The organism is Micromonospora sp. AB353 (assembly GCF_049538395.1).
Classification (GTDB): domain Bacteria; phylum Actinomycetota; class Actinomycetes; order Mycobacteriales; family Micromonosporaceae; genus Micromonospora; species Micromonospora aurantiaca.
Window position 1 is genome coordinate 23,027 of record NZ_JBMVFV010000031.1, and the last position, 22,681, is coordinate 45,707.

Genomic DNA, 22,681 nt, shown 5'->3' on the forward strand with positions numbered 1-22,681 from the left:
GGTGAGCGCGGGACAGCACTCGGCGCCCGCCGCCGGCGTCCGGACACGCTGGCGGCGCTGGCGCCGGGCGCGGCCGTTCACCGCCGGGCTGCTCATCGCGCTCGGCGGCGCGGAGATGCTCGTGACGCTGCGCGCGCCGCTCGGGGTGCTGCTGCACGTCGGGCCGCAGGGGCTGGCCGCGTACCTGGTCCCCCTGGTCCTGGTGATCTGCGGCGTACTGCTGATCACCACGCCGCAGCAACGCGTCTTCTACGCGGTGCTCTCCCTCGTGCTCGGGCTGGTCTCCTGGCTCACCTCGAACCTGGGCGGGTTCCTGATCGGCATGCTGCTGGCGCTCGTCGGCGGGGCGCTCGCGTTCGCCTGGACACCGGTCAAGCGGCGGGCTCCCCGCGCCGGCCCGGCCGCGACGCCCGCCGACACGACGCCCGCCGACACGTCACCCGCTGGTGCGGCGCCCGCCGGTACGACGCCCGGGCCGCGCGAGCCGGTGGACGGCTCGGCGCCCACCGAGTCGCTCGACGCGCTCCTGTCGGCCGAGCCGGGGCCGGCCCGGCACACGCGGGCGGAGCGCGGCTGACTCAGCGGGCGGTGTCCGCCACCGCCTGCGCGAACACCTCGGAGCGGTGCTCGAAGTTGCGGAACCGGCCGTAGCTCGGCGCCGCCGGGGACAGCAGCACCACCCCGCCGGCCGGGGTCAGCTTGCGGGACAGCCCGACGGCGGCGACCAGGTCGTCGGCCAGTTCGGTACGCACCGACGGCAGTCCGGACAGCGCCTCCACGATGCGGGGGCCGCTGTCCGGCACGCCGATCACGGTGATCTCCCGGCCGGCCAGGTGCGCGCGCAGCGGGCTGTAGTCCAGCCCCCGGTCGGCGCCGCCGACGATCACCGTCAACGGCCGTCCCTCGTACGCGTCGATCGCGTGCATGGCCGCGTACGGGCTGGTGGCGAGCGTGTCGTCGACGAACGTGAGCCCGGACGGGTCGGCGATCTCGGTGAGCCGGTGCGCCAGGCCCTGGAACTCGGCGACCGCCACGGCGAGGCTGTCCTTGCGCGCCACCACGTCGACGCCGAGCGCGTCCAGCACGGCGAGCGCGACGCAGAGGTTGCCCTCGTTGTGCCGCCCGACCAGCGGCAGCACCGCGCGCGGGAACAGCGGCGTATCCCGCAGGTGGAACCACTGCGTACCGTCCGGCCCGGTGGCGACGTGCGTGGTGTCCGGCGAGCCGGCCCGGATCGCGGCCCGGTCGCCCAGCTCCGCCGCCAGCCGCGGGTCGGCGCCGTTCACCACGACAGCGTGCGGGCCGTGCGCGATCAGGTTCAGCTTGTCCCGGTAGTACTCCCGCTCACCGCCGTGCGCGTCCAGGTGCTCCGGGAACAGCGCGGTCACCACCGCCACGCGCGGCGAGTCGGTCAGGTCGGAGCACTGGTAGCTGGACAGCTCCAGCACGTACAGCCCCGCCTCGGGCAGGTCCAGCAGCGGCACCCCGATGTTGCCGCCGAACACGTTCGGCCGGTCCATCGCGGTGAGCAGGTGACTGATCAGGCTGGACGTGGTGCTCTTGCCCTTGCTGCCGGTCACCCCGACGGTCCGGTCCGCGTGGTCGGCCATCCACAGCGCGCTGCCCTGCGTGACGGGCACGGACCGGCGGCGCAGCTCCACCATCCACGGGTGGGTGTTCGGCACACCCGGCGAGCGGACCACCACGTTGGCGGCTGCGAGGCGCTCGAAGCCCTCCTCGCCGGTGACGAGCGGCGCGGCGGCGGCCAGCGGACCGTCCCAGGGCAGGGTGAGGAAGTTGGCGCTGTCGTCGACGACGACCAGGCCGGCCGGCCCGTGCGCGGCGATCGCGGTCACTGCGGCCCGGCCCTCGCGGCCGGCGCCCCAGACGGCGACATGACGTCCGCGCAGATCAGACAGGCGCACGGGCTCTCCTCGGACTCGGTCGACGGCGGACAGGGTCCGGCCCAGCCGGACACGGACGGACGAACCAGGGCCTAGTATGGCGTGTGCCCAACGAGCAGCTGCGGCGGATGGACGCCTTCACCTTCCCGTCCTACTCGATCGACTTCGCCACCGGCGAGGTCCTGTTCGACTACGCCCTGACCGGTCCCGACGGCGACCAGCGGTTCACCGAGGTGATCACGCTTCCGCTGCCGGCCGAGCCGGTCTCCGACGCCACGGCTGCCACCCTGTCCCGGGTGCTGGAGTTGCTGCACGTGGTCGCCGGCGTCAGCTACTACAAGGCCGCCGCGCCGCCCCGGCTGGTGCTGCCCGCGCCGCTGGGCGCCGCCGCCGTCGAGCTGGTCACCGCCGTCTACACCAAGGGCCTCGCCGAGTACGCGTACCGCAACGAGCTGCCGCACGTGCTGGAACTGCGTCCCGAGGTGCCGTCCGGCACGGTGGACCCGGCGGTGCCGGTGGACAATTCCGACCGTCGTCCGCTGTCGGCTGTCGGCGGAGGCAAGGACTCGATCGTCACGCTGGAGGCGCTGCGCCGCGCCGGCCTCGACCCGGTGCCGTTCTCGGTCAACCCGAACCACGTGATCGTGTCGGTGAACGAGGCGTCGGACCTGGTGCCGCTGGCCGCCCGGCGGCGACTGGACCCGGTGCTGTTCGAGCTGAACGCCGCAGGCGCGCGCAACGGGCACATCCCCGTCACCGCGATCAACTCGCTGATCGCCGTGGCCACCGCCGTCCTGCACGGGCTCGGCCCGGTGGTGATGTCGAACGAGCGCTCCGCGTCCGACCCGAACCTGATCTGGAACGGCCACGAGATCAACCACCAGTGGTCGAAGGGCGTCGAGGCGGAAGGGCTGCTGCGCGCGGCGCTGGCCGAGCACGCCGGGCTCACCGAGCCGTACTTCTCGCTGCTGCGCTCCCTGTCCGAGCTGCACATCGCCCGGCTGTTCGCCGAGATCGACCGGTACGACGCGGTGGTGACCAGCTGCAACGCCGCGTTCAAGCTGCGCGACGCGAGCGAGCGCTGGTGCCGCGACTGCCCGAAGTGCCGGTTCGTGTTCCTGGCCATGGCGCCGTTCATGCCGCGCGAGCGGCTGACCGGCATCTTCGGCGGCGACCTGCTGGCCGACGAGTCCCAGATCCCCGGCTACCGGGAGCTGCTCGGCATCGACGGGCACAAGCCGTTCGAGTGCGTGGGCGAGGTGGAGGAGTCGGTGGTCGCGCTGAGCCTGCTCGCCCAGCAGGACCAGTGGCGCGACGCCCCTGTGGTGCGCGCCCTGGTCGCGGCGCTGCCCGACACCGCCTGGCAGGCGGCGGCCACCTCCGACGTGTTCACCCCCGGCGGCGACAACTTCGTCCCCGCCCCCTACGCCAAGACCCTGACGGCCCTGACCTGACCCACCCCCCCCTTGCCCTCCCGCCCCGCCCGCCGCCCCGCCCGCCACGACGATCATGACGTTGGGCCGGCGAAATGTCCGGATCGGTGCCGCCAACCTCATGATCACCGCCTCGGGCGAGAGGGTGGGTGAGGGCGGGCGGGGTGTGGGCCGGGTCGCCGTCAGGGGGTACGGATGGCGTCCAGGGCCAGCAGGGCCACGTGCAGGGACAGGCACCTGTCGACCGAGTCGAGGTCGGCGTCGAGGATGCGGCCGATACGGGCCAGCCGCTCGTAGAACGCCGGCCGGGACAGGTGCGCCGCGGCGGCGCCGGCCGACTTGTTCCGCCCCTGCTCCAGGTACGCCCGCAGCGTGCCGAGCAACTGCTCCCGCGGGTGCTGGGCGTCGTAGGCGAGCAGCGGCCCCAGCTCCCGCTCGACGAACGTCTGCAACCGGGGCTCGTCACGCAACAGGTGCAGCAGCCCGGCCAGCCCCACGTGCGGCAGCCGGTAGCAGGGCAGATCCCGGGGATCCCGCCGCGCCGCCTCCGCCACCTGCCGCGCCTCGATCAGTGACCGGCGTGCCTCGCGCAGACTGCTCACACCGGACCCGGCCGCCACCACGATCGCGGCCCGGGGCGGCGCGTCGACCGGCCGCGCGCTCCCCGACGCGACGGCCCGTCCGGCGGGACGGTCAGGCGACTCCGACGGGCGGGAGGCCGGAGGGCGGGCGGGGGCGGCGTCGAGGCGTACCCGGCGCAACGCCGCGGCGAACGCGGACAGTGCCTTCTCCTCGGCGGCCGGGTCGGGGAGCGCCAGCAGCGCGCCCACGGCCTGGTCGTCGAGCGGGCTGGTCAGCGCGGTGAGCTTGGCGTCCCGGACGGCCTGGCTGACCGCTTCGGCGAGGTCGCGCAGCCGGGCCGGGCCGGCTTCCGGGCCCTCGGCGTCGGTGTCGCGGCGCGCGCCCCGGCGAGCGGCCGGCTCGTCGTCGGGGGCACCCGCGTCGCCGGCCGGCTCGTCGGCGCGGTGGCGGACCACGACGCCGACCAGGTGGCGGCGGTCCAGGACGACGCCGAGCGCCTTGGCGCGCAGCGCCACCTCGTCCACCGGGCGGGTGTGGTCGATCAGGGCGGTCAGCAGCGTGCGGTGGATCTGCCGTTCCAGGCCCTCGGCGTCGCGGCGGATCAGCCGGCCCAGGGCCAGCGTGGAGGCGGCCCGTTCGATCAGGATGGTCAGCCGGGTCGGCGGGGTGGACTCGGTGGCCGGCCAGCGCAGCAGCAGCCGTCCCCAGTCCTGTCCGCGCGCGCCGACTGTGGTGACGAGCCAGCCGCTGTCCGGGTCGTACGCGGTGCGCCCGGGCGGGCGGATCTGCCGGGAGTGCCGTTCCCAGCCGTCCAGCAGCAGTTGGGCGTTCTCCCCCGCCGGGTCGTACGCGAGCACCTGCCGGGACAGGTTCTCCAGCACCATCGGGCAGCCGGCCAGCTCGGCGGCCTGCCGCAGCACCTCGGCCGGTTCGGCGCCCTCCACGGACAGGTCGGTGAACCGCTGGTGGATCTCCTCGGTGGCGCGCAGCTCGGTGAGCTGGGCGTCCACGATCAGCGCGTGCACCGCCTCGGTGATGCGGACGAACGGGGTGCCGCGGCGCAGCTCGATCAGGGGCAGGCCGCGTCGTTCGGCGGCGGCGGCCATCACGCGTGGGACTCCGCTGACGTAGCGGCGGCCCAGCTCGACGGCCAGCCCGGAGACGCCGACGTCGGCCAGGGCGCCGATGAACTCGCGGAGCCCGGCGTCGTCACCCGGCAGGCCGATCCCGGTGGTGAGGACCAGTTCCCCGCCGCCCAGCAGGGTGGCGATGTCGGGTACCTCGGCGATGTGCACCCAGCGCACCGACCGGTCCAGTCCGGCGTTCCCCGCGACCAGGCGCGGCGCGCCGTGGCGCACGGGCACCAGCTCCAGCACCTCACGCACGGTAGGGAACACGGGCGACACGCTACCCTGCGTCACCACCGTTGCCGAAAGCCACACCGCCCGCCGGCCCGCCGAGAAGGCGGGGACCGGCGGGCGGGCAGACGGAACGAGGGGCGGCGATCAGTCGACGCCGAACTCCATCGCGGCCCGGTCGAGCGCCTCGTCCTCGGCGGTGGGTACGCCCCGGGACGCGATGGCCTCCGCGCCGCCCTGCGGCATGGCACCGATGAGCCCGGTCGAGGCCGCCTGGGCGGCGCCGACGATCCGCTGCGGGGTGCCGCCGCCGACCATGCCGACGGAGGCGTACTGCTCCAGCTTGGCGCGGGAGTCGGCGATGTCGAGGTTGCGCATGGTGAGCTGGCCGATCCGGTCGGCCGGGCCGAACGCCGAGTCCTGGGTGCGCTCCATCGACAGCTTGTCCGGGTGGTAGCTGAACGCCGGGCCGGTGGTGTCGAGGATCGAGTAGTCCTCGCCCCGGCGCAGCCGCAGCGTGACCTCGCCGGTGACCGCCGTGCCGACCCAGCGTTGCAGCGACTCGCGCAGCATCAGCGCCTGCGGGTCGAGCCAGCGGCCCTCGTACATGAGGCGGCCGAGGCGGCGGCCCTCGTTGTGGTAGTTCGCGAGCGTGTCCTCGTTGTGGATGGCGTTGACGAGCCGCTCGTAGGCGGCGTGCAGCAGCGCCATGCCGGGGGCCTCGTAGATGCCCCGGCTCTTGGCCTCGATGATCCGGTTCTCGATCTGGTCGGACATGCCCAGGCCGTGCCGGCCGCCGATGGCGTTGGCCTCCAGCACCAGGTCGACGGCGCTGCCGAACTCCTTGCCGTTGATGGTCACCGGGCGGCCCTGGTCGAAGCCGATGGTGACGTCCTCGGTGGGGATCTCCACGGAAGGATCCCAGAACTTGACGCCCATGATCGGCTCGACGGTCTCGATGCCGGTGTCCAGGTGCTCGAGCGTCTTGGCCTCGTGGGTGGCGCCCCAGATGTTGGCGTCGGTGGAGTACGCCTTCTCGGTGCTGTCCCGGTAGGGCAGGCCGCGCTCCAGCAGCCACTCCGACATCTCGGTGCGGCCGCCCAGCTCGGTGACGAAGTCGGTGTCCAGCCACGGCTTGTAGATCCGCAGCTGCGGGTTGGCCAGCAGGCCGTACCGGTAGAACCGCTCGATGTCGTTGCCCTTGAACGTCGAGCCGTCGCCCCAGATCTGCACGTCGTCGGCGATCATCGCGCGGACCAGCAGCGTGCCGGTCACGGCGCGGCCCAGCGGCGTGGTGTTGAAGTAGGCCCGCCCGCCGGAGCGGATGTGGAAGGCGCCGCAGGTCAGCGCCGCCAGCCCTTCCTCGACCAGGGCGGCGCGGCAGTCGACGAGGCGGGCGACCTCGGCGCCGTAGCTGAGTGCGCGGCCGGGCACCGAGGCGATGTCGGGCTCGTCGTACTGGCCGATGTCAGCGGTGTAGGCGCAGGGGACGGCGCCCTTGTCGCGCATCCACGCGACGGCTACCGAGGTGTCGAGGCCGCCGGAGAAGGCGATGCCGACACGTTCGCCGATGGGCAGGGAGGTGAGAACCTTGGACACAAGGAAGATTATGCACGCCGTCGCATGGTCATGCAAGCCGGTCGTCAGAGTGCGTCGTCGCGCCCCAGCTCCCAGAACGCCACCGCCGCGGCTGCGGCCACGTTCAGCGAGTCCACGCCGCGCCGCATCGGGATCACCACCCGCACGTCGCTGGCCGCCTGCGCCGCCGCGGTCAGCCCCGGCCCCTCCGCCCCGAGCAGCAACGCCGCCCGCTCGCGCTGCGCCGGGGTCAGCCGCTGCATCGGTACGGCATCCGGCGCCGGCGTCATCGCGAGCACGGTGAACCCGGCCGCCCGGACCTGGTCCAGCCCGTCGGGCCAGCGATCGAGCTTGGCGTACGGCACCGCGAACACCTCGCCCATGCTGACCCGTACGCTGCGCCGGTACAGCGGGTCGGCGCAGGTCGGGGACAGCAGCACCGCGTCGACACCGAGCGCGGCGGCACCCCGGAAGATCGCACCCAGGTTCGTGTGGTTGTTGACGTCCTCCAGGATCACCACCCGCCGGGCCGCCGCCAGCACCTCGTCGGCGGAGCGCAGCGGCTTGCGGTGGAACGACGCGAGCACGCCCCGGTGCACGTGGAAGCCGGTGGCCCGCTGGAGCACGTCCGGCGTGGCCGCGTACACCGGCGCGTCACCGGTGTCCAGGTCGGCGAGCTGATCCACCCGCTTGGCGTCGACCAGGTACGACCGGGCCGGGTAGCCGGCCCGCAACGCCCGCCGCAGCACCAGCTCCCCCTCGGCGATGAACAGCCCGTGCGGCGGCTCCCAGCGGGTACGCAGCTCCACGTCGGTGAGCGCGCGGTAGTCGGCGATCCGGTCGTCGTCGGGGTCGGTGATCTCGTGGACGGGCACCAGGCGATTCTGCCCGGCCCGCCCGGCCGCGGTTCCGGCGCGGGCCGCGTTTCCGTCGTCCCGGGCGGGGAAGCAAGCCGGGAGGCCGACGGTGACGGAGGGACCACGATGGGCGCGGATCACGACGGCAACCTCCCCCGCGACGCCACAGTCGCCGACTACCTGGTGGCCCGGCTCGCCGAGTGGGGCGTGCACCGCTACTACGGCTACCCGGGCGACGGCATCAACGGCATGACCTCGGCGCTGCAACGCGCCGAGGGACGGGCCCGGTTCATCCAGGTCCGGCACGAGGAGACAGCCGGTTTCGCGGCCGGCGCGCACGTCAAGTACGGCGGCGGCCCGCTCGGCTGCGTGGTGGTGACCAGCGGCCCGGGCGCGATCCACGCCCTCAACGGCCTCTACGACGCCAAACTCGACCACCAGCCGGTGGTGGCGCTGCTCGGGCACACCGCGCTGCCCGCCGAGGGCGGCGGCTACTACCAGGAGGTGGACCTGCTCGCGCTCTACAAGGACGTGGCCTCGGCCTTCCTGGCCCAGCTCGACGACCCGTCGCAGGCCCGGCACCTGGTCGACCGGGCCTGCCGCACGGCGCTGGCCCGGCGTACCGTGACCGCCCTGGTCCTCCCCTCCGACGTGCAGGACCTGCCGGCGGTGCCCGACCCGCCGCACGCCCACGGCTACTACCACACCAGTGCGGTGCCGAGCAGCGAGCCGACGGTGCCGCCGGAGGCCGACGTGCGCCGCGCCGCCGAGGTGCTGCGCGGCGGCGAGCGGGTGGCGATGCTCGTCGGGCAGGGCGCGCTGGGCGCCGAGGACGAGGTACGCCGGATCGCCGACCGCCTCGGCGCCGGGGTCGCCACCGCGCTGCTCGGCTTCACCGCCGTCGACCACCGGCAGCCCTGGGTGACCGGCGCGATCGGCCTGCTCGGCAGCCGCCCGAGCTGGCAGCTCATGCGCGAGTGCGACAGGCTGCTGATCGTCGGCAGCCAGATGCCGTACTCGGAGTTCTACCCACCGGAGGGCCAGGCCCGGGCGGTGCAGATCGACATCGACGGCACCCGGATGGGGCTGCGCTACCCGACCGAGGTGAACCTGACCGGCGACGCCGGACCGACGCTGCGCGCCCTGCTCACGGAGCTGGGCCCGGGGCCGGGCCCGACCGCCTGGCGGGCCACCCTCGCCGACGCCACCGGCAAGTGGCGGGCCTCGCAACGTGAGGTCGCCGCCCAACCGGCCGACCCGGTCAACCCGCAGTCGCTGTTCACCGCGCTCGACGACGCGCTGCCGGACGACGCCATGCTCGCCGTCGACTGCGGCACCGCCACCGCCTGGTACGCCCGCCACGTGCGCGTCCGCCCCGGCATGCTGGCCAGCCTCTCCGGCACGCTGCTGTCCATGGGCGGCGGCATGCCGTACGCGCTCGCGGCGAAGTTCGCCCACCCGGACCGCCCGGTGATCGCGCTGCTCGGCGACGGCGCGATGCAGATGAACGGCGTCAACGAGCTGATCACGGTGGCGAGGTACTGGCGGGAGTGGGCCGACCCCCGCTTCGTGGTGCTGGTACTCAACAACCGGGAGCTGGCGTTCGTCAGCTGGGAGCAGCGCTCCGGCGAGGGCACGCCGATGTTCCCGGACAGCCAGGACCTGCCGGACGTCGCGTACCACAGGTGGGCCGAGGTGCTGGGCCTCGGCGGTGAGCTGGTCGACTCCCCCGGCCGGGTGGACGGCCTGTGGCAGCGGGTGCTCGACGCGGACCGCCCGGTGGTGGTGAACGCCGTGGTGGACCCGGCCGAGCTGATGCTCCCGCCGCACTTCACCGCCGAGCAGGCCCGCAAGACCGCCGCCGCGGTGCTGCGCGGGGACAGCGACCGGGCCGGCATCATGCGGCGCGGCGTACCGGCCGCGCTCGCCACGTACCGGCCCCGCCGCCGGGGCCGCTGAGGCGTCAGGCCCGCGCGTAGCGCAGCAGCACCGACCGGCCGTCGAACCGGCGCGTCTCGACCAGCCGCAGGTTCTGCCGGGCCAGGCCGGGCAGCACCTGCCGTCCGCCGCCGAGCACCACCGGGTGCACGATCACCTCGTAGGTGTCGACGAGCCCGAGCGCGGCCAGCGCCGTCGCCGCCCCGGTGCCGCCGGTGACCAGCAGGTCGCCGGGGAACCGCTCGCGAACCTCGGCGAACTCCTTCGCCAGGTCGCCACCGCCGACCACCACGGCGCCGTGGGAGGCCTCGGCGAGCGTGCGGGACACCACGACCTTCGGGGTACGCCGCCAGATCGGCGCGAACGCCAGGTCGTGCGGGTGGTCGGAGATCGACTCGACCTGCGGCCAGTAGGAGGACATCATCTCCCACACCCGCCGCCCGTAGACGAAGGCGTCGGCCCGCTCGGCCAGCCCGATCGAGTACGCCGACAGCTCCTCCCCCATCTCCGGCCAGTCGAACTCGCCGTTCGGGCCCTCGATGAAGCCGTCGACCGACGTGTGCACCCCGTAGATGACGTTGCCCATGATGTGTTCCTCCGCGTCGCGGCGCGTCCCGGTGGGGCGCGCTCACCGGTGGGTCGGAGCCGCCGGACCGGATCCGACACGTCGCGCGCATCGTTGTCCGGGTGCGTTAGCGTCCGGGGCTGTGGGCCGCCCGGTGATGATCGCGTTGGTCGGCGTCGACGGCTCCGGCAAGACCACCCAGGCCAGGGCGCTCGCGGCGCGGCTGCGCGAGCGGGGTGTGCGGGCCCGGTACTTCGAGAACGCCGGTGGGCGGCCGCTGTGGAACCGGCTGGCGCGGGCGCTCGGCCGGCCGGACGGGGTGGCGCTGTTCGGCCGTACCGTCTATCCGGTCCTGGAGGCGACGGTGCGCGCGGTGGCGATGGCCCGGACCGTGGCGGTGGCACGCCTACCGGACGGGTGGCGGTGCTGGACCGGTGGACCTGGTGCCAGGATGTGATCATGGAGGCCCGGGGCGACCGGGGACGGCGCGTGGTGCGCGCCGCCTACGCGGTCTTCCCGCGCCCGGCCGCCGCCCTCGACGCGGTCGTGGACGCGGTCGCGCGTCCGGCGCGGCGTTAAGAAGGGGCCCTTCCTCTACCGGAGGCGTTAAGAAGGGGCCCTTCCTTACCCGCGGCCGCGCAGCCAGCGCAGCACGTCGGAGGGCAGCTCGCTCTCCTGGCGCTGCTCGCGGCGGTCCGGCTCGGTCTGCCGGGGCGGCTGCGGGCGCTGCGGGTCACCGACCAGCGCCCGGCTCGGCGCGGTGAAGTCGGCCACCGGCTTGCCGGTGAGCGCCGTCTTGATGGTCCGGGCCACCGCGTCGATCACCTTCGCCTGCACGGCGGAGCCGACCAGGTCGTTGACGTCGTCCGGGTTGGCGGCGATGCCGGCCACCGCGACCTGCGGGGTGTAGCCGACGAACGTCTCGGTGGCGTTGCGCTCCGAGCTGCCGGTCTTGCCTGCGACCGGGCGGCCGACGATCCGGTCGACGGCGGTGGCGGTGCCGCCGTTGCACTGCTCGAACGCGGACTGCTGACCGACCGGGCAGCGGGCCGCGTCGGTGGCGGCACGGGCCACGTCCGGTTCGAGCACCCGCTTGCAGGACGGCTGCGCCACGTCGACGGCGTCGCCGTCGGGCGCGGTCACCGAGACCACCGGCAGCGGCGTGCAGTACGTGCCCTCGGCGGCCACCGTCGCGTACGCGTTCGCCAGGTCGAGCGGGGTGGTGGCGGCCACGCCGAGCGTGAACGCGCCCCAGTTGGCGGCGTTGTCGCGGGCGAACGCGGCGTCGGAGTCGGCCCGGAAGGTGATGCCGAGACGCTGGGCCATCTCCACCACCTTGTCCTCGCCGACCTGTTCGGCCAGCCAGACGAAGTACGTGTTGACGGACCGGCCGAAGCCGTCCCACATCATCCGGTAGCCGTCCATCCACTGCGGGTTGGCGTTGGCCGGGCACCACGTGCCGTCGCAGTTGCCCTCGTCGTCCGAGGCGTACCGGGTGGGCAGCCGGCTGGGGGCGTCGAAACCGGTGGACAGCGGCTTTCCGGCCTCCAGCGCGGCCAGCATGGTGAACATCTTGAACGTCGAGCCGGCCTGGTAGCCGTCGACGCTGGCGCCGCCGGAGATCAGCGGGTTGACCGTGTTCGGGTGGTTGGCCTGCCCGTCCGGGTTGGCGTCGAGGCTGTAGTGCCGGTTCACCGCCATGGCGAGCACCCGGCCGGTGCCGGGCTCGACCGCCGCGATCGGCAGCGCGCGCTTGTTGCCGTACCCGTAGACCTTGGTGGCCTGCTCCTGCGCGGTCTGCTGGATCTTCGGGTCGAGCGTGGTGACGACCCGGTAGCCGCCTCGGCGCAGCGCCTGCTCGCGCTCCTCGGGGGTGCTGCCGAAGGCGGGCTGGGTGAGCCACCAGCGGCGCAGGTAGTCGCAGAAGAAGCCCCAGTCGTCGTGCCCCTGGGCGGTGGCGGTGCAGCCGTTGGGCTGGGCCGTCGGGCGCAGCGTCAGCGGCTCGGCCTTCGCGGCGGCGGCCTGCTGCGCGGTAATCGCGCCGGTCTCGGCCATCGCGTCGAGCACGTACCCGCGCCGGACCAGCGCCTGGTCCTTGTCGCCGTCGATCGGGCTGTACGCGTCGGGCGACTGGACCAGGCCGGCGAGCAGCGACGCCTCGCCCAGCGTCAGGTCGGCCGGCGCCTTGCCGAAGTAGCGCTGGCTCGCGGCGGCGACGCCGTACGCGCCGGAACCGAAGTACGCGATGTTGAGGTAGCGGTTGAGGATCTCGTCCTTGGACAGCGACTGCTCCAGCGCGTTCGCGTACCGGATCTCCTGGAGCTTGCGCCCGACGGTCTGCTCGGTGGCCGCCTGCCGCTCCTCCGGGGTGCGGTTCGGGTCGGTCTTGAGCACGTTGCGGACGTACTGCATGGTCAGCGTGGAGCCGCCCTGCTCGGTGCCGCCGCCCTTGACGTTCGCGACCAGCGCGCGGGCGATGCCGCGCAGGTCGGCGCCGCCGTGCGAGTAGAACCGCCGGTCCTCGGCCGCGATGATCGCCTGCCGCATCACCGGGGCGATCTCGGCCAGCGGCACGTCGGTGCGGTTCACGTCGTAGAACGTGGTGATGAGCGTTTTGCCGTCGTTGGCGTAGAGGTAGGAGCGCTGCGGCTGCACCGGGGTGCGCAGCGCGTCGGGCAGGTCCGCGTACGCGCCGAGCGCGGCCCGGGCGGCGAACCCGCCGAGCAGGCCGCCGGGAAGCGCGGCGAGCGCGAGGACGAGCCCGGCGAGCAGGCCGGCCAGCAGCACGGTGAACAGCCGCGACAGCGGCGACCTGGGAGACGGCATGGACTCCAGGATTGCCACTAAAGCCGCCTACCGGCCACCTCGCCAGGCAACTGTCAGTTACCTCACGGCAACCGTTCAGCTCCGAAACGGTCAGCCCGCCCCGAGTGGGCCCTTCGGTGACGCGGGCGGCACCGGTGCGGCGGCGACGCTCGCCGCCGCGGCGTCCCGGGCGATGGTCTCGGGCACCAGACGACCACTGCGGTAGCCGATGCCGATGCCGGCGACCAGCACGAAGATCGCGCCGAACGTCTGCAGCGAGCCGATCAGCGCGCCACCCAGGCCGAGCAGCGGGGCGGCGATCATCAGCATCGTCCCGTCGCCGTAGGAGAATATCCCGGACCGGGCGACCGACCAGCCGGTGAGGAACCAGCCCACGCTGTAGAGGGTGGCGCCGAACAGCACGATGCCGCGCGCGGTCACGCCGAACACGGGCGTCTGCTCGGCCAGCCCGGCGAACGGCAGCATCAGCACCATCCCGCCGATGCTCGCGAGCAGCCCGGCCAGCGCGACGCGGCGGCAGCGGGTGGCGGCGAGCAGGCCGGTGAGCGCGAGCAGGGCGAGCAGCCCCAGCCACACCGACGCGACCCAGCCGACCAGGTAGAGCGGCCGGCCGTCGGCCGGGTACGGGTCGTTGCCCACGCCGCCGTCGCTGGCCATCGCCACCAGGCCGTAGAGGACCGCGTACGCCGGGAGCAGCCAGACCGCCGCGCGGGCGAAGCGGCGGATCGACCAGGCCCAGGTCGCGTCGGTGGCCGGCGCTCCCGGGCCGGGCTCGGAGACGAACGGCAGGACCCCGAAACCCCCTCCGGTACGCCGGGAGCCGATCGGTCCGGCGGGGTCGTGCGCGCCGGGGACCGGGGTACGGGAGAACAGCCGGTTCGCCGGGTCCTTCATGCCTCACCTCGTTCGCGCCGCGGGTGGCCCGGGACGCGCAACGGCGCTCCGGCCCTGCTCACCACCCGTCCTGGAACCGATGGTGGCAGTCGCCGGAGCGCCGTATGAGGGATTCTCGGATTTGCCGGTCAGCCCCGCTCGCGCTGGTCCGCCGGGTCGTTCACCAGGCTGGCCGGGGACACCGGCTCCGGCGCGGGCAGCCCCTTCGGGTTGCTCCCGCCGGTGGCCTGCGCCTCCGCCACGCGTACCTCGTCGTGGATCTCCTGGGCCGCGACGGCCGCGGCCTGGGCGGCCTCGGCGGCCTCCCGCTCGACCTCGCCGGCGCTCTTGGCGGCCTCCGGCGACGGCACGTCGCCGGCCATGTTCGCCAGCCCGCCCAGCGCGCCGCCCATGCCCTCCAGGGCCTTGGTCAGCTCGGTCGGGACGATCCAGACCTTGTTGGCGGTGCCGTTGGCGATCTGCGGCAGCGCCTGGAGGTACTGGTACGCCAGCACCTTCTGGCTCGGGTTGGCGGTGTGGATCGCGTCGAAGACGGTACGGATCGCCTTGGCCTGGCCCTCCGCCTGGAGGATCCGGGCCTGCCGGTCACCGTCGGCGCGCAGCACCGCGGCCTGCTTCTCACCCTCGGCGGTGAGGATCTGCGACTGCTTGTGCCCCTCGGCGTTGAGGATCGCGGCACGGCGGTCGCGCTCGGCGCGCATCTGCTTCTCCATCGAGTCGCGGATGCTCGGCGGCGGCTCGATCGCCTTGATCTCGACCCGGGTCACCTTGATGCCCCAGCGGCCGGTGGTCTCGTCCAGCACGCCGGACAGGTGCCTGTTGATCTCCTCGCGGCTGGTCAGCGCGCGCTCCAGGTCGAGCGAGCCGATCACGTTACGCAGCGTGGTGACGGTGAGCTGCTCGATGGCCTGGAGGAAGTTGGAGATCTCGTAGGTGGCGCGAACCGAGTCGACCACCTTGAAGTAGAGGACCGTGTCGATCGAGACGACCAGGTTGTCGGAGGTGATCACCGGCTGGGGCGGGAAGCTGACCACCTGCTCGCGCATGTCGACCTTGGTGCGCACCGCGTCGACGAACGGCACCAGCAGGTTGAGGCCGGGGTTCAGCGTGCGCTTGTACCGGCCGAGTCGCTCCACCACGTCCTGGCGCTGCTGCGGCACGATCCGTACCGCCTTGAACAACGTCACCACACCGATCAACGCCACCGCGATCATCAGGATCGCCAGAAACTCCATACCGTTCACCTTTTCGCTTCGGGCAGCTCGCCCGGGGTGGAAATGTCGTCCTGCCATACCAGGGCGGTAGCGCCCCGGACCTTTATGACCTGCACCCGCTCACCCTCGGCGTACGTGCGCGTCGCGTCGTACGAGCGGGCCGTCCACAGCTCACCATCGATCTTGACCATGCCCCGGTCGGCGTCGACCGGCTCCAGGACCACAGCGGTGGCCCCTTCCAGCGCCTCGACCCCGAACGGCTGCTCACCGGTCTCCAGCGCCGGCCGGGCGTGCCGCCGGACCACCGGACGGACCACCGCCATCGACAGCGCCGACACCACCGCGAAGACCACCGCCTGGAGCGCCACCGGCGCACCGAGCGCCGCGGCGCCGGCGGCGGCGAACGCCCCGACCCCGAACATGATCAGGAAGAGCGTCGTCGTGAAGATCTCGGCGACCGCTAGTACCACACCCAGAACGATCCAGAACACGGCGTCCACGAGAACAATCGTGACACGTCAACGCACGTGTCATCGAACTGTCATGATCGCTAGGCTCGGCACGGCGTACCGCGCCGCCGGCCGACGAGGAGGACGACATGCCCCTGCTGCCCGAGACCGCGCGTCAGGTGGACCTGCTGGTCGCCCGGGCCCAGGCCGAGGGGCGTGGTCCCTCGCTCGCCCTCGGCGTGGTCCGCGACGGCCGGCTGGCGCACCTGGCGGTCGCCGGTGAGACGCCCTGCCCGGACGGCGACCTGCAGTACCGGGTCGGCTCGATCACCAAGACCATGACCGCCGTGCTGGTGATGCAGCAGCGCGACGCCGGGCGGCTGGCGCTGGACGACCCGCTCGACGCCCACCTGCCCGGCACCCCGGTCGGCGCGGTGACGGTGCGCCAGCTGCTCGGCCACGCCGGCGGCCTGCAACGCGAGCCGGACGGCGACTGGTGGGAACGCGCCGAGGGCATGGACCTGGACACGCTGCTCGCCGGGCTGACGCCGGACAAGATCGCCTATCCGCCGCACTTCGTCTACCACTACTCGAACCTGGCGTACGGACTGCTCGGCGCCGCCCTGGAACGGATCACCGGCATCCCGTGGGCGGACCTGCTGACCAAGCGGCTGCTGACGCCGCTGGGCATGCGCCGCACCACGTACCACCCGGCCGAGCCGTACGCCCACGGCTACGTCGTCCACCCCTGGCACGAGACGCTGCGGGAGGAGCCGCGTACCGACACCGGGGCGATGGCGCCGGCCGGGCAGCTCTGGTCGACTGTCGAGGACCTGGGCCGCTGGGCGGCGTTCCTGGCCGACCCGGACCCGGCGGTGCTCTCCCCCGCCACGCTCACCGAGATGTGCGCCCCCGTGGTCATCAACGACCTGGACTCGTGGACCGGCGGGCACGGCCTCGGCGTCGAGCTCTACCGGGTCGGCGACCGGGTGTACGTCGGGCACGGCGGCTCCATGCCCGGGTACGTCGCCGGCCTGGCCGTGCACCGGCCCACACGCACCGCCGTGGTCAACTTCGCCAACGCGTACGGGCTGCGCGGCCACCACATCGGCGCGCTCGGCCGTGAGGCGCTCACGCTGGTGCTGGACGCCGAACCGGCCGCGCCCGCGCCGTGGCGCCCGGCCGGCCCGCCCGCCGCCGACGTGGCCGCGCTGACCGGCCGCTGGTGGTGGATGGGCGGCGAGTACGAGTTCCGCGTCGACGCCGCCGGCGACCTGGTCGGCGGTCAGGTGGGCAGGCCGCTGCTCCGCTTCACCCCGGAGGGCCCGGACCGGTGGCGGGGCCGCTCCGGCTCCCAGGACGGCGAGATCCTGACGGTGATCCGCGACGCTTCCGGCACCCCGACAGCCCTCGACATAGCCACCTTCCTCCTGACCCGCTCCCCCGACGAACTCCCCTGACACCCCCCGCCGCCCCCACCACCCTGGCGAGGGGTGCCAGGGGCGCGATGACGGGAGACGGAAGGGAGACCGAGGCGGGGACAGGAGGTCCGGGGGCGGGCGGGGTCGTGTGCACGGCGGTGCCGGGGGCGACCGTGACCGGCGCAGGGATCAAGCCTGACCGCCCGGAGCCGGGCACGGTCGCCCCCGGCCCCCAACCGCAACCACTACAGAGGCCCAACCGGTCAGACAGGCTCGGTGACGAAATCGATCAGGCGCTCCATCGCGTTGATCAGCGGCGTCTCCACGTCGGCGAAACTGTCCACCCGGGACAGGATGTGCCGCCACATGTCGGCCGGCTCACCCACACCGAGCGCCCCGCAGACGCCCTCCTTCCAGGGCTGCCCGGGAGGGACCACGGGCCACGCCGCGATGCCGAGCGCCGCCGGGCGTACCGCCTGCCACACGTCGACGTACGGGTGTCCGGTCACCAGCACGTGCGGCGAGTTCACCCGGGCCACGATGCGGCTCTCCTTCGAGCCGGGTACGAGGTGGTCGACGAGCACGCCGAGCCGGCGACCCGGGCCGGGCGCGAACGCGCGTACCTCGTCGGCGAGCGCGTCGATGCCGTCCAGCGGTTCCACCACCACGCCTTCGATGCGCAGGTCGTCGCCCCAGATCCGCTCGACCAGCGCGGCGTCGTGCACGCCCTCGACCCAGATCCGGCTGGCCTTGGCGACCTGCGCCCGTACGCCGTCCACAGCGATCGACCCGGACGCGGTACGGCGCCGCGCGGCGGGCACCGGCGTGCGGACCGGGCGTCGCAGGGTGACCGGCCTGCCGTCGAGCAGGAACGCGGCGGGCAGCAGCGGGAAGTTGCGCCGCCGCCCGTGCCGGTCCTCCAGCACCACAGCGCCGGAGTCGAAGCCGACCACGGCGCCGCAGAACCCGGAGTCGGCGTCCTCGACCACCAGGTCCGGTTCGGCGTCGACCTCGGGGGTGACCTTCCGTCGTCGCCAGTCGCCGGCCAGCACGTCCCCGTCGTATCGCCCCGCCATGCCGCTGACGCTAACCAGCACCCCGGCGTGTCGCTCGCCGACGCGCCGACCGGGCCGTCATCCGTCGGCACGAAACGGTGCGAAGGGGGTAGTTGGGGTCAGGTCGCGCCGCCGGAGCGGCAGCCGAGACAGCAGCGGCGCGGAGCACGTACCCTTTCCGCATGTCCTCCCCCGCAACGGGCGCGGCCACACTGGCTCCGCGCCGGTCGAGCCGGTTCGTCGCCTGGGTGCGTGCCTGGCGAGCCGGCCTGGTGCCCTTCGACGAGGTGGCCGACGCCGTCGCCGGCGACGAGGAGCACCTCGTCGCCGACGCCCCCGGCACCTGGACCGACGTGTCGCTGCGGGAGGCGCTGCCCAGCCTCGCCAAGCACTCACCCGACGACATCCGCCTGGTGCTGCCCGCGCCCGGTGACCCACGCGGCCTGCCCGGTCCGGGCGCGTTCGCCGGGGCGGCGCTGGTGGCGGGCGAGGCGGTGGTGGCGAGCGGGATGGGGCTGGTGCCCGAGGTCCGTACGCACACGTCCGGCTCGGGGATGACCTGGGAGACGGTGCTCTGGCGGGTGCATCCGCTGCCGGCGGACGCGCCGAAGGCGTCCCTCGCCACGCCCGGCGCGGCGGAGGCCGAGGCCGAACTGGCCGCCGTGCTGGCCGAGACCACCGCCACGCTGACCCGGCTCGACGTCGCGCAGTGGCGGCCCGAACTCGCCGGGGCGCTCGCCGCACTGCGCCGGCCGGACGGCGCCACCGACCTGCCGCCCGGCTTCGACCCGCGCGCCCGCCGGCTGTTCGCGCGCGCCGCCGTACTGGATCGGGTGCTCGCGCTGGCCGGGGAGAGCGCGCCCGGCGGCGCGGTCAACACCTACGAGGCGCAGCAGCGGGACGCGGCGCTGCGGCCGCTGACCACCGCGTGCCGGCAGGCCCTGGTGGCCGCCTGCAACGCGCCGCTGCGGCTGTAGCGCCGCGGATCCCGGCTCAGACCTCGTCGATGAGGTCGGCCACCGAGTCGACGATCCGCGACGGACGGTACGGGTACCGCTCGGCCTCGGTCCGGCTGCTGATGCCGGTGAGCACCAGGATCGTCTCCAGTCCGGCCTCCAGGCCGCACAGGATGTCGGTGTCCATCCGGTCGCCGATCATCGCGGTCGACTCGGAGTGCGCGTCGATGGTGTTCAGCGCCGAGCGCATCATCATCGGGTTGGGCTTGCCGACGAAGTACGGGTCGACACCTGTCGCCTTCGAGATCATCGCCGCCACCGAGCCGGCCGCCGGCAGCGCGCCCTCCATCGACGGGCCGGTGGCGTCGGGGTTGGTGCAGATGAACCGGGCGCCGTCGTTGATCAGCCGGATCGCCTTGGTTATCGCCTCGAAGCTGTAGGTGCGCGTCTCCCCCAGCACCACGTAGTCCGGGGCGAAGTCGCTGAGGACGTACCCCACCGCGTGCAGCGCCGTGGTCAGGCCGGCCTCACCGATGACGTACGCGGTGCCGCCCGGCCGCTGGTCGGCCAGGAACTGGGCGGTGGCCAGCGCGGACGACCAGATCGCCTCCTCCGGCACGTCCAGCCCCATCCGGGCCAGCCGGGCCTGGAGGTCGCGCGGGGTGTAGATGGAGTTGTTCGTCAGCACCAGGAACGGTTTGCCGGAGGCGCGCAGTTTCTTGACGAACTCCGGGGCGCCGGGCACCGGCTGCCCCTCGTGCACCAGCACGCCGTCCATGTCGGTGAGCCAGCTCTGCACCGGCTTGCGGTCAAGCATCGTGTCGTCCCCAGGGGTGTCGTCGGGTCGGGCTCAGGGCCGGCGGGCCGGGGGTACGCAGCACAGCGCCGGGCAGGTGTCCCAGGCCGGCAGTTCGCCGAGCCGGCGGCGCAGCCGCTCGCCGTCCGGGGCGGTGCGTTCCAGAACCAGCTCGCGGACCATCGCCACGAACCGGGGGTCGACCCCCGGGGTGCCGGCGCGGACGAAGTCCAGGCCGAGCTGCTTGGCCGTCTCCAGCGCCTCGGTGTCCAGGTCCCACACCACCTCGAGGTGGTCGGAGACGAAACCGATCGGGCTGACCACCACGCTCGTCACGCCCTGCTCGGGCAGCGTGGCCAGGTGGTCGTTGACGTCCGGCTCCAGCCACGGCACCTGCGGCGGCCCGGACCGGCTCTGCCAGACCAGGTCGTACTCCAGATCGGGCGCGGCCGCGGCGTGCACCAGCCGGGCGACCTCCTCGAGCTGGGCGGTGTAGCGGCCGCCGTGCGGGCCGGCGGTGGCCGCCGCGGACATCGGGACGGAGTGCGCGGTGAAGACCAGCCGGGTGGTGTCCCGCTTCGCCGGGTCGAGCTGGGCCAGCGCGGCGCGGACCGCGTCGGCGTGCGGCTCGATGAAGCCGGGGTGGTCCCAGAACTGGCGCAGCTTCTCGATCAGCGGGGCGTCCGGGCCGACGGCGGCGCGGGCCGAGGCGATGTCCTCCTGGTACTGCCGGCAGGAGGAGTAGCCGCCGTACGCGCTGGTGACGAACGCCAGCGCCCGGGTGATCCCGTCGTCGCGCATCCGCGCCACCGTGTCGGCGAGCATCGGATCCCAGTTGCGGTTGCCCCAGTAGACCGGCAGGTCGACGCCGTTGGCGGCGAAGTCCTCGCGGATCGCCGCGAGCAGGTCACGGCACTGCTGGTTGATCGGGGACACCCCGCCGAAGTGCAGGTAGTGCTCGGCGACCTCGGCCAGCCGCTCGGGCGGCACCCCCCGCCCCCGGGTCACGTTCTGCAGGAACGGGAGAACGTCCTCGGGCCGCTCCGGGCCGCCGAAGGAGACCAGCACCAACGCGTCGTACACCATGGGGCCATTCTTCCTCGCCCGCCGTCACGGCGTGGCGACGCCCCCTGGTCGGTGTGGTGACCACCCGGGCCGCGCCGTGTTAATAAGGGCCCCTTCCGCTGCACGAGGCGTTAAGAAGGGGCCCTTCCTTACATCTCAGGCGCCGAGGGCGTGGTAGCCGCCGTCGACGTGGACGATCTCGCCGGTGGTGGCCGGGAACCAGTCGGACAGCAGCGCCAGGCAGGCCCGCGCGGCGGGCTCCTGGTCGGTGAGGCTCCAGCCCAGCGGGGCCCGCTCGGTCCAGGCGTCCTCGAACTGGTCGAACCCGGGGATGGACTTGGCCGCGATGGTGCGCAGCGGGCCGGCCGCGACCAGGTTGCTGCGGATGCCCTGCTTGCCCAGGTGCAGCGCCAGGTAGCGGGAGGCGGACTCCAGCCCGGCCTTCGCCACGCCCATCCAGTCGTAGACCGGCCACGCCTTGGTGGCGTCGAACGTGAGGCCCACCACGGCGCCGCCGGAGGACATCAGCGGCAGCGCGGCCATCGCGAGGGACTTGTACGAGTACGTGGAGACCTGGAGCGCGGTCGCCACGTCCGCCCAGGGGGCGTCGAGGAAGCCGCCGCCGAGGCAGCTCTGCGGGGCGAACCCGATCGAGTGCACCACGCCGTCGAGGCCGTCGACGTGCTCGCGTACCTTGTCGGCGAGCCCGGCCAGGTGCTCCTCGTTCGTGACGTCCAGCTCGATCACGGGCGCCGGCTCGGGCAGTCGCTTGGCGATCCGCTCCACCAGGGAGAGCCGGCCGTAGCCGGTGAGCACGACCTGGGCGCCGTTCTCCTGGGCGAGCTTCGCCACCGAGAAGGCGATCGACGCGTCGGTGATGACGCCTGTGACAAGCAGCCGCTTACCGGCGAGAAGTCCGGACATTGCGTGTCTCCTCCGTGCTCTGCTCAGTGACCCATGCCGAGGCCGCCGTCGACCGGGATGACGGCGCCGGTGACGTATCCGGCCGCGTCCGAGGCGAGCCAGGTGACGACACCGGCTACCTCGTCCGGGGTGGCCATCCGCCCGGCCGGGATCGACTTGCGGATCTCCGCCTTGCGCTCCTCGGGCAGGCCGGCGGTCATGTCGGTGTCGATGAAGCCGGGCGCCACCACGTTCGCGGTGATGTTGCGGGCGCCCAGCTCGCGGGTGATCGAGCGGGCCACGCCGACCAGGCCGGCCTTGCTGGCCGCGTAGTTGACCTGGCCCGCGCCGCCGGAGAGACCGACCACCGAGGAGATGAAGATCATCCGCCCCCAGCGGCCGCGGAGCATCTTCGTCGAGGCCCGCTTGGCGACCCGGAACGAGCCGGTCAGGTTGGTGTCGAGGACACGGGCGAACTGCTCCTCGGACATCCGCATGATCAGCGTGTCGTCGGTGATGCCGGCGTTGGCGACGAGCACCTCCACCGGGCCGAGTTCGGCCTCGATCGTGGTGAACGCGGCGTCCACCGACTCGGCGTCGGTCACGTCACACCGCACACCGAACAGGCCCTCGGGGGCTTCGCCGCTCCGGTACGTCACCGCCACCCGGTCGCCCTGCTTGGCGAACGCCTGCGCGATGGCCAGGCCGATCCCCCGGTTCCCGCCGGTCACCAGCACGGTTCGGGCCACGGATCCCCCTCTGCTCCAGTGATCTCTCGGTCGGTCGGAGCCTAGGGGTTACCGACAGGTAAGCGCTAACCCGCGCAGGTCACAGCGCCGCTCCAACCGGGGTCCGCGGGACCGGCGGCCGCGCGCGGCACGACACAC

Annotated in this window: 20 protein-coding genes; 6 read left to right on the forward strand and 14 right to left on the reverse strand. The window is 73.5% G+C overall.

The annotated features are described in order from the left end of the window. The first annotated feature begins 1 nt into the window (after position 1). Positions 2-577, forward strand: a complete 576-nt coding sequence (locus tag ACPCK6_RS15245; RefSeq protein WP_423481425.1) for a DUF6114 domain-containing protein — start codon at positions 2-4, stop codon at positions 575-577. 1 nt (position 578) lies between these two features. Here the strand turns inward: ACPCK6_RS15245 and murD are convergent, their stop codons facing one another. Next, on the reverse strand, positions 579-1,925 hold the full coding sequence (gene murD, locus ACPCK6_RS15250; protein ID WP_423481426.1) for a UDP-N-acetylmuramoyl-L-alanine--D-glutamate ligase: 1,347 nt from the start codon (positions 1,923-1,925) through the stop codon (positions 579-581). An 83-nt stretch (positions 1,926-2,008) separates the two neighbouring features. Here murD and ACPCK6_RS15255 point away from each other — a divergent pair, with 83 nt between their 5' ends. After that, on the forward strand, positions 2,009-3,358 hold the full coding sequence (locus ACPCK6_RS15255) for a MurL-like N-terminal domain-containing (protein WP_423481427.1): 1,350 nt from the start codon (positions 2,009-2,011) through the stop codon (positions 3,356-3,358). A 161-nt stretch (positions 3,359-3,519) separates the two neighbouring features. Here ACPCK6_RS15255 and ACPCK6_RS15260 read toward each other — a convergent pair whose 3' ends face one another. The 3 genes from ACPCK6_RS15260 to ACPCK6_RS15270 all read right to left on the reverse strand — a co-directional run bounded on the left by ACPCK6_RS15260 (position 3,520) and on the right by ACPCK6_RS15270 (position 7,850). After that, a complete protein-coding gene (locus ACPCK6_RS15260) occupies positions 3,520-5,316 on the reverse strand; it encodes a PucR family transcriptional regulator (RefSeq protein ID WP_488178296.1) in 1,797 nt (598 codons plus the stop codon). Positions 5,317-5,424: 108 nt separating this feature from the next. Continuing rightward, positions 5,425-6,876, reverse strand: a complete 1,452-nt coding sequence (argG, locus tag ACPCK6_RS15265) for an argininosuccinate synthase (protein ID WP_041799074.1) — start codon at positions 6,874-6,876, stop codon at positions 5,425-5,427. A gap of 44 nt (positions 6,877-6,920) precedes the next feature. Further along, positions 6,921-7,850 (reverse strand): TrmH family RNA methyltransferase, encoded by a 930-nt coding sequence (locus ACPCK6_RS15270; RefSeq protein WP_396882949.1) that lies wholly within the window; start codon positions 7,848-7,850, stop codon positions 6,921-6,923. Between ACPCK6_RS15270 and ACPCK6_RS15275 the strand changes: the two genes are divergently transcribed. Beyond that, positions 7,839-9,671 (forward strand): thiamine pyrophosphate-requiring protein, encoded by a 1,833-nt coding sequence (locus ACPCK6_RS15275; protein ID WP_423481429.1) that lies wholly within the window; start codon positions 7,839-7,841, stop codon positions 9,669-9,671. The genes ACPCK6_RS15270 and ACPCK6_RS15275 overlap by 12 nt on opposite strands. Positions 9,672-9,675: 4 nt before the next feature. On the opposite strand, the gene ACPCK6_RS15280 is transcribed toward ACPCK6_RS15275, so the two are convergent. Continuing rightward, complete coding sequence (locus ACPCK6_RS15280) at positions 9,676-10,236, reverse strand: dihydrofolate reductase family protein (protein WP_423481430.1); 561 nt, start codon at positions 10,234-10,236, stop codon at positions 9,676-9,678. Between the two features lie 121 nt (positions 10,237-10,357). Here ACPCK6_RS15280 and ACPCK6_RS15285 point away from each other — a divergent pair, with 121 nt between their 5' ends. Next, positions 10,358-10,672: a nucleoside/nucleotide kinase family protein gene (locus ACPCK6_RS15285; protein WP_423481431.1), complete on the forward strand. Its 315-nt coding sequence runs from the start codon at positions 10,358-10,360 to the stop codon at positions 10,670-10,672. Between the two features lie 167 nt (positions 10,673-10,839). On the opposite strand, the gene ACPCK6_RS15290 is transcribed toward ACPCK6_RS15285, so the two are convergent. The 4 genes from ACPCK6_RS15290 to ACPCK6_RS15305 all read right to left on the reverse strand — a co-directional run bounded on the left by ACPCK6_RS15290 (position 10,840) and on the right by ACPCK6_RS15305 (position 15,649). Continuing rightward, entirely contained in the window at positions 10,840-13,041 is a 2,202-nt protein-coding gene (locus ACPCK6_RS15290) for a transglycosylase domain-containing protein (RefSeq protein ID WP_423481432.1), read from the reverse strand. 90 nt (positions 13,042-13,131) lie between these two features. After that, the gene (locus ACPCK6_RS15295) at positions 13,132-13,935 is read right to left on the reverse strand and encodes a hypothetical protein (protein WP_423481433.1); all 804 of its coding nucleotides are present in this window, start codon (positions 13,933-13,935) and stop codon (positions 13,132-13,134) included. 128 nt (positions 13,936-14,063) lie between these two features. Next, on the reverse strand, positions 14,064-15,170 hold the full coding sequence (locus ACPCK6_RS15300; RefSeq protein ID WP_318334768.1) for an SPFH domain-containing protein: 1,107 nt from the start codon (positions 15,168-15,170) through the stop codon (positions 14,064-14,066). Between the two features lie 5 nt (positions 15,171-15,175). Then, positions 15,176-15,649 (reverse strand): NfeD family protein, encoded by a 474-nt coding sequence (locus tag ACPCK6_RS15305; protein ID WP_423481434.1) that lies wholly within the window; start codon positions 15,647-15,649, stop codon positions 15,176-15,178. Positions 15,650-15,747: 98 nt separating this feature from the next. Between ACPCK6_RS15305 and ACPCK6_RS15310 the strand changes: the two genes are divergently transcribed. Next, positions 15,748-17,058, forward strand: coding sequence for a serine hydrolase domain-containing protein (locus ACPCK6_RS15310; protein ID WP_423481435.1), 1,311 nt, complete (start codon positions 15,748-15,750; stop codon positions 17,056-17,058). A 224-nt stretch (positions 17,059-17,282) separates the two neighbouring features. Here ACPCK6_RS15310 and ACPCK6_RS15315 read toward each other — a convergent pair whose 3' ends face one another. After that, positions 17,283-18,095 carry a DUF3097 domain-containing protein gene (locus ACPCK6_RS15315; RefSeq protein WP_423481436.1) on the reverse strand — a complete coding sequence of 271 codons (813 nt, stop codon included), beginning with the start codon at positions 18,093-18,095 and terminating at the stop codon, positions 17,283-17,285. 161 nt (positions 18,096-18,256) lie between these two features. Between ACPCK6_RS15315 and ACPCK6_RS15320 the strand changes: the two genes are divergently transcribed. Then, positions 18,257-19,051 (forward strand): Rv1486c family protein, encoded by a 795-nt coding sequence (locus ACPCK6_RS15320; protein WP_121685435.1) that lies wholly within the window; start codon positions 18,257-18,259, stop codon positions 19,049-19,051. Positions 19,052-19,067: 16 nt separating this feature from the next. Here ACPCK6_RS15320 and ACPCK6_RS15325 read toward each other — a convergent pair whose 3' ends face one another. The 4 genes from ACPCK6_RS15325 to fabG form a co-directional block, all read right to left on the reverse strand. Beyond that, complete coding sequence (locus tag ACPCK6_RS15325) at positions 19,068-19,847, reverse strand: HAD-IIA family hydrolase (protein ID WP_091048117.1); 780 nt, start codon at positions 19,845-19,847, stop codon at positions 19,068-19,070. 33 nt (positions 19,848-19,880) lie between these two features. Beyond that, positions 19,881-20,912 (reverse strand): ferrochelatase, encoded by a 1,032-nt coding sequence (locus ACPCK6_RS15330; protein ID WP_423481437.1) that lies wholly within the window; start codon positions 20,910-20,912, stop codon positions 19,881-19,883. 135 nt (positions 20,913-21,047) lie between these two features. Continuing rightward, on the reverse strand, positions 21,048-21,815 hold the full coding sequence (fabI, locus tag ACPCK6_RS15335; RefSeq protein ID WP_396882882.1) for an enoyl-ACP reductase FabI: 768 nt from the start codon (positions 21,813-21,815) through the stop codon (positions 21,048-21,050). A 23-nt stretch (positions 21,816-21,838) separates the two neighbouring features. Further along, positions 21,839-22,543 (reverse strand): 3-oxoacyl-ACP reductase FabG, encoded by a 705-nt coding sequence (gene fabG / locus ACPCK6_RS15340; RefSeq protein ID WP_396882881.1) that lies wholly within the window; start codon positions 22,541-22,543, stop codon positions 21,839-21,841. Between the last annotated feature and the right edge of the window lie 138 nt (positions 22,544-22,681).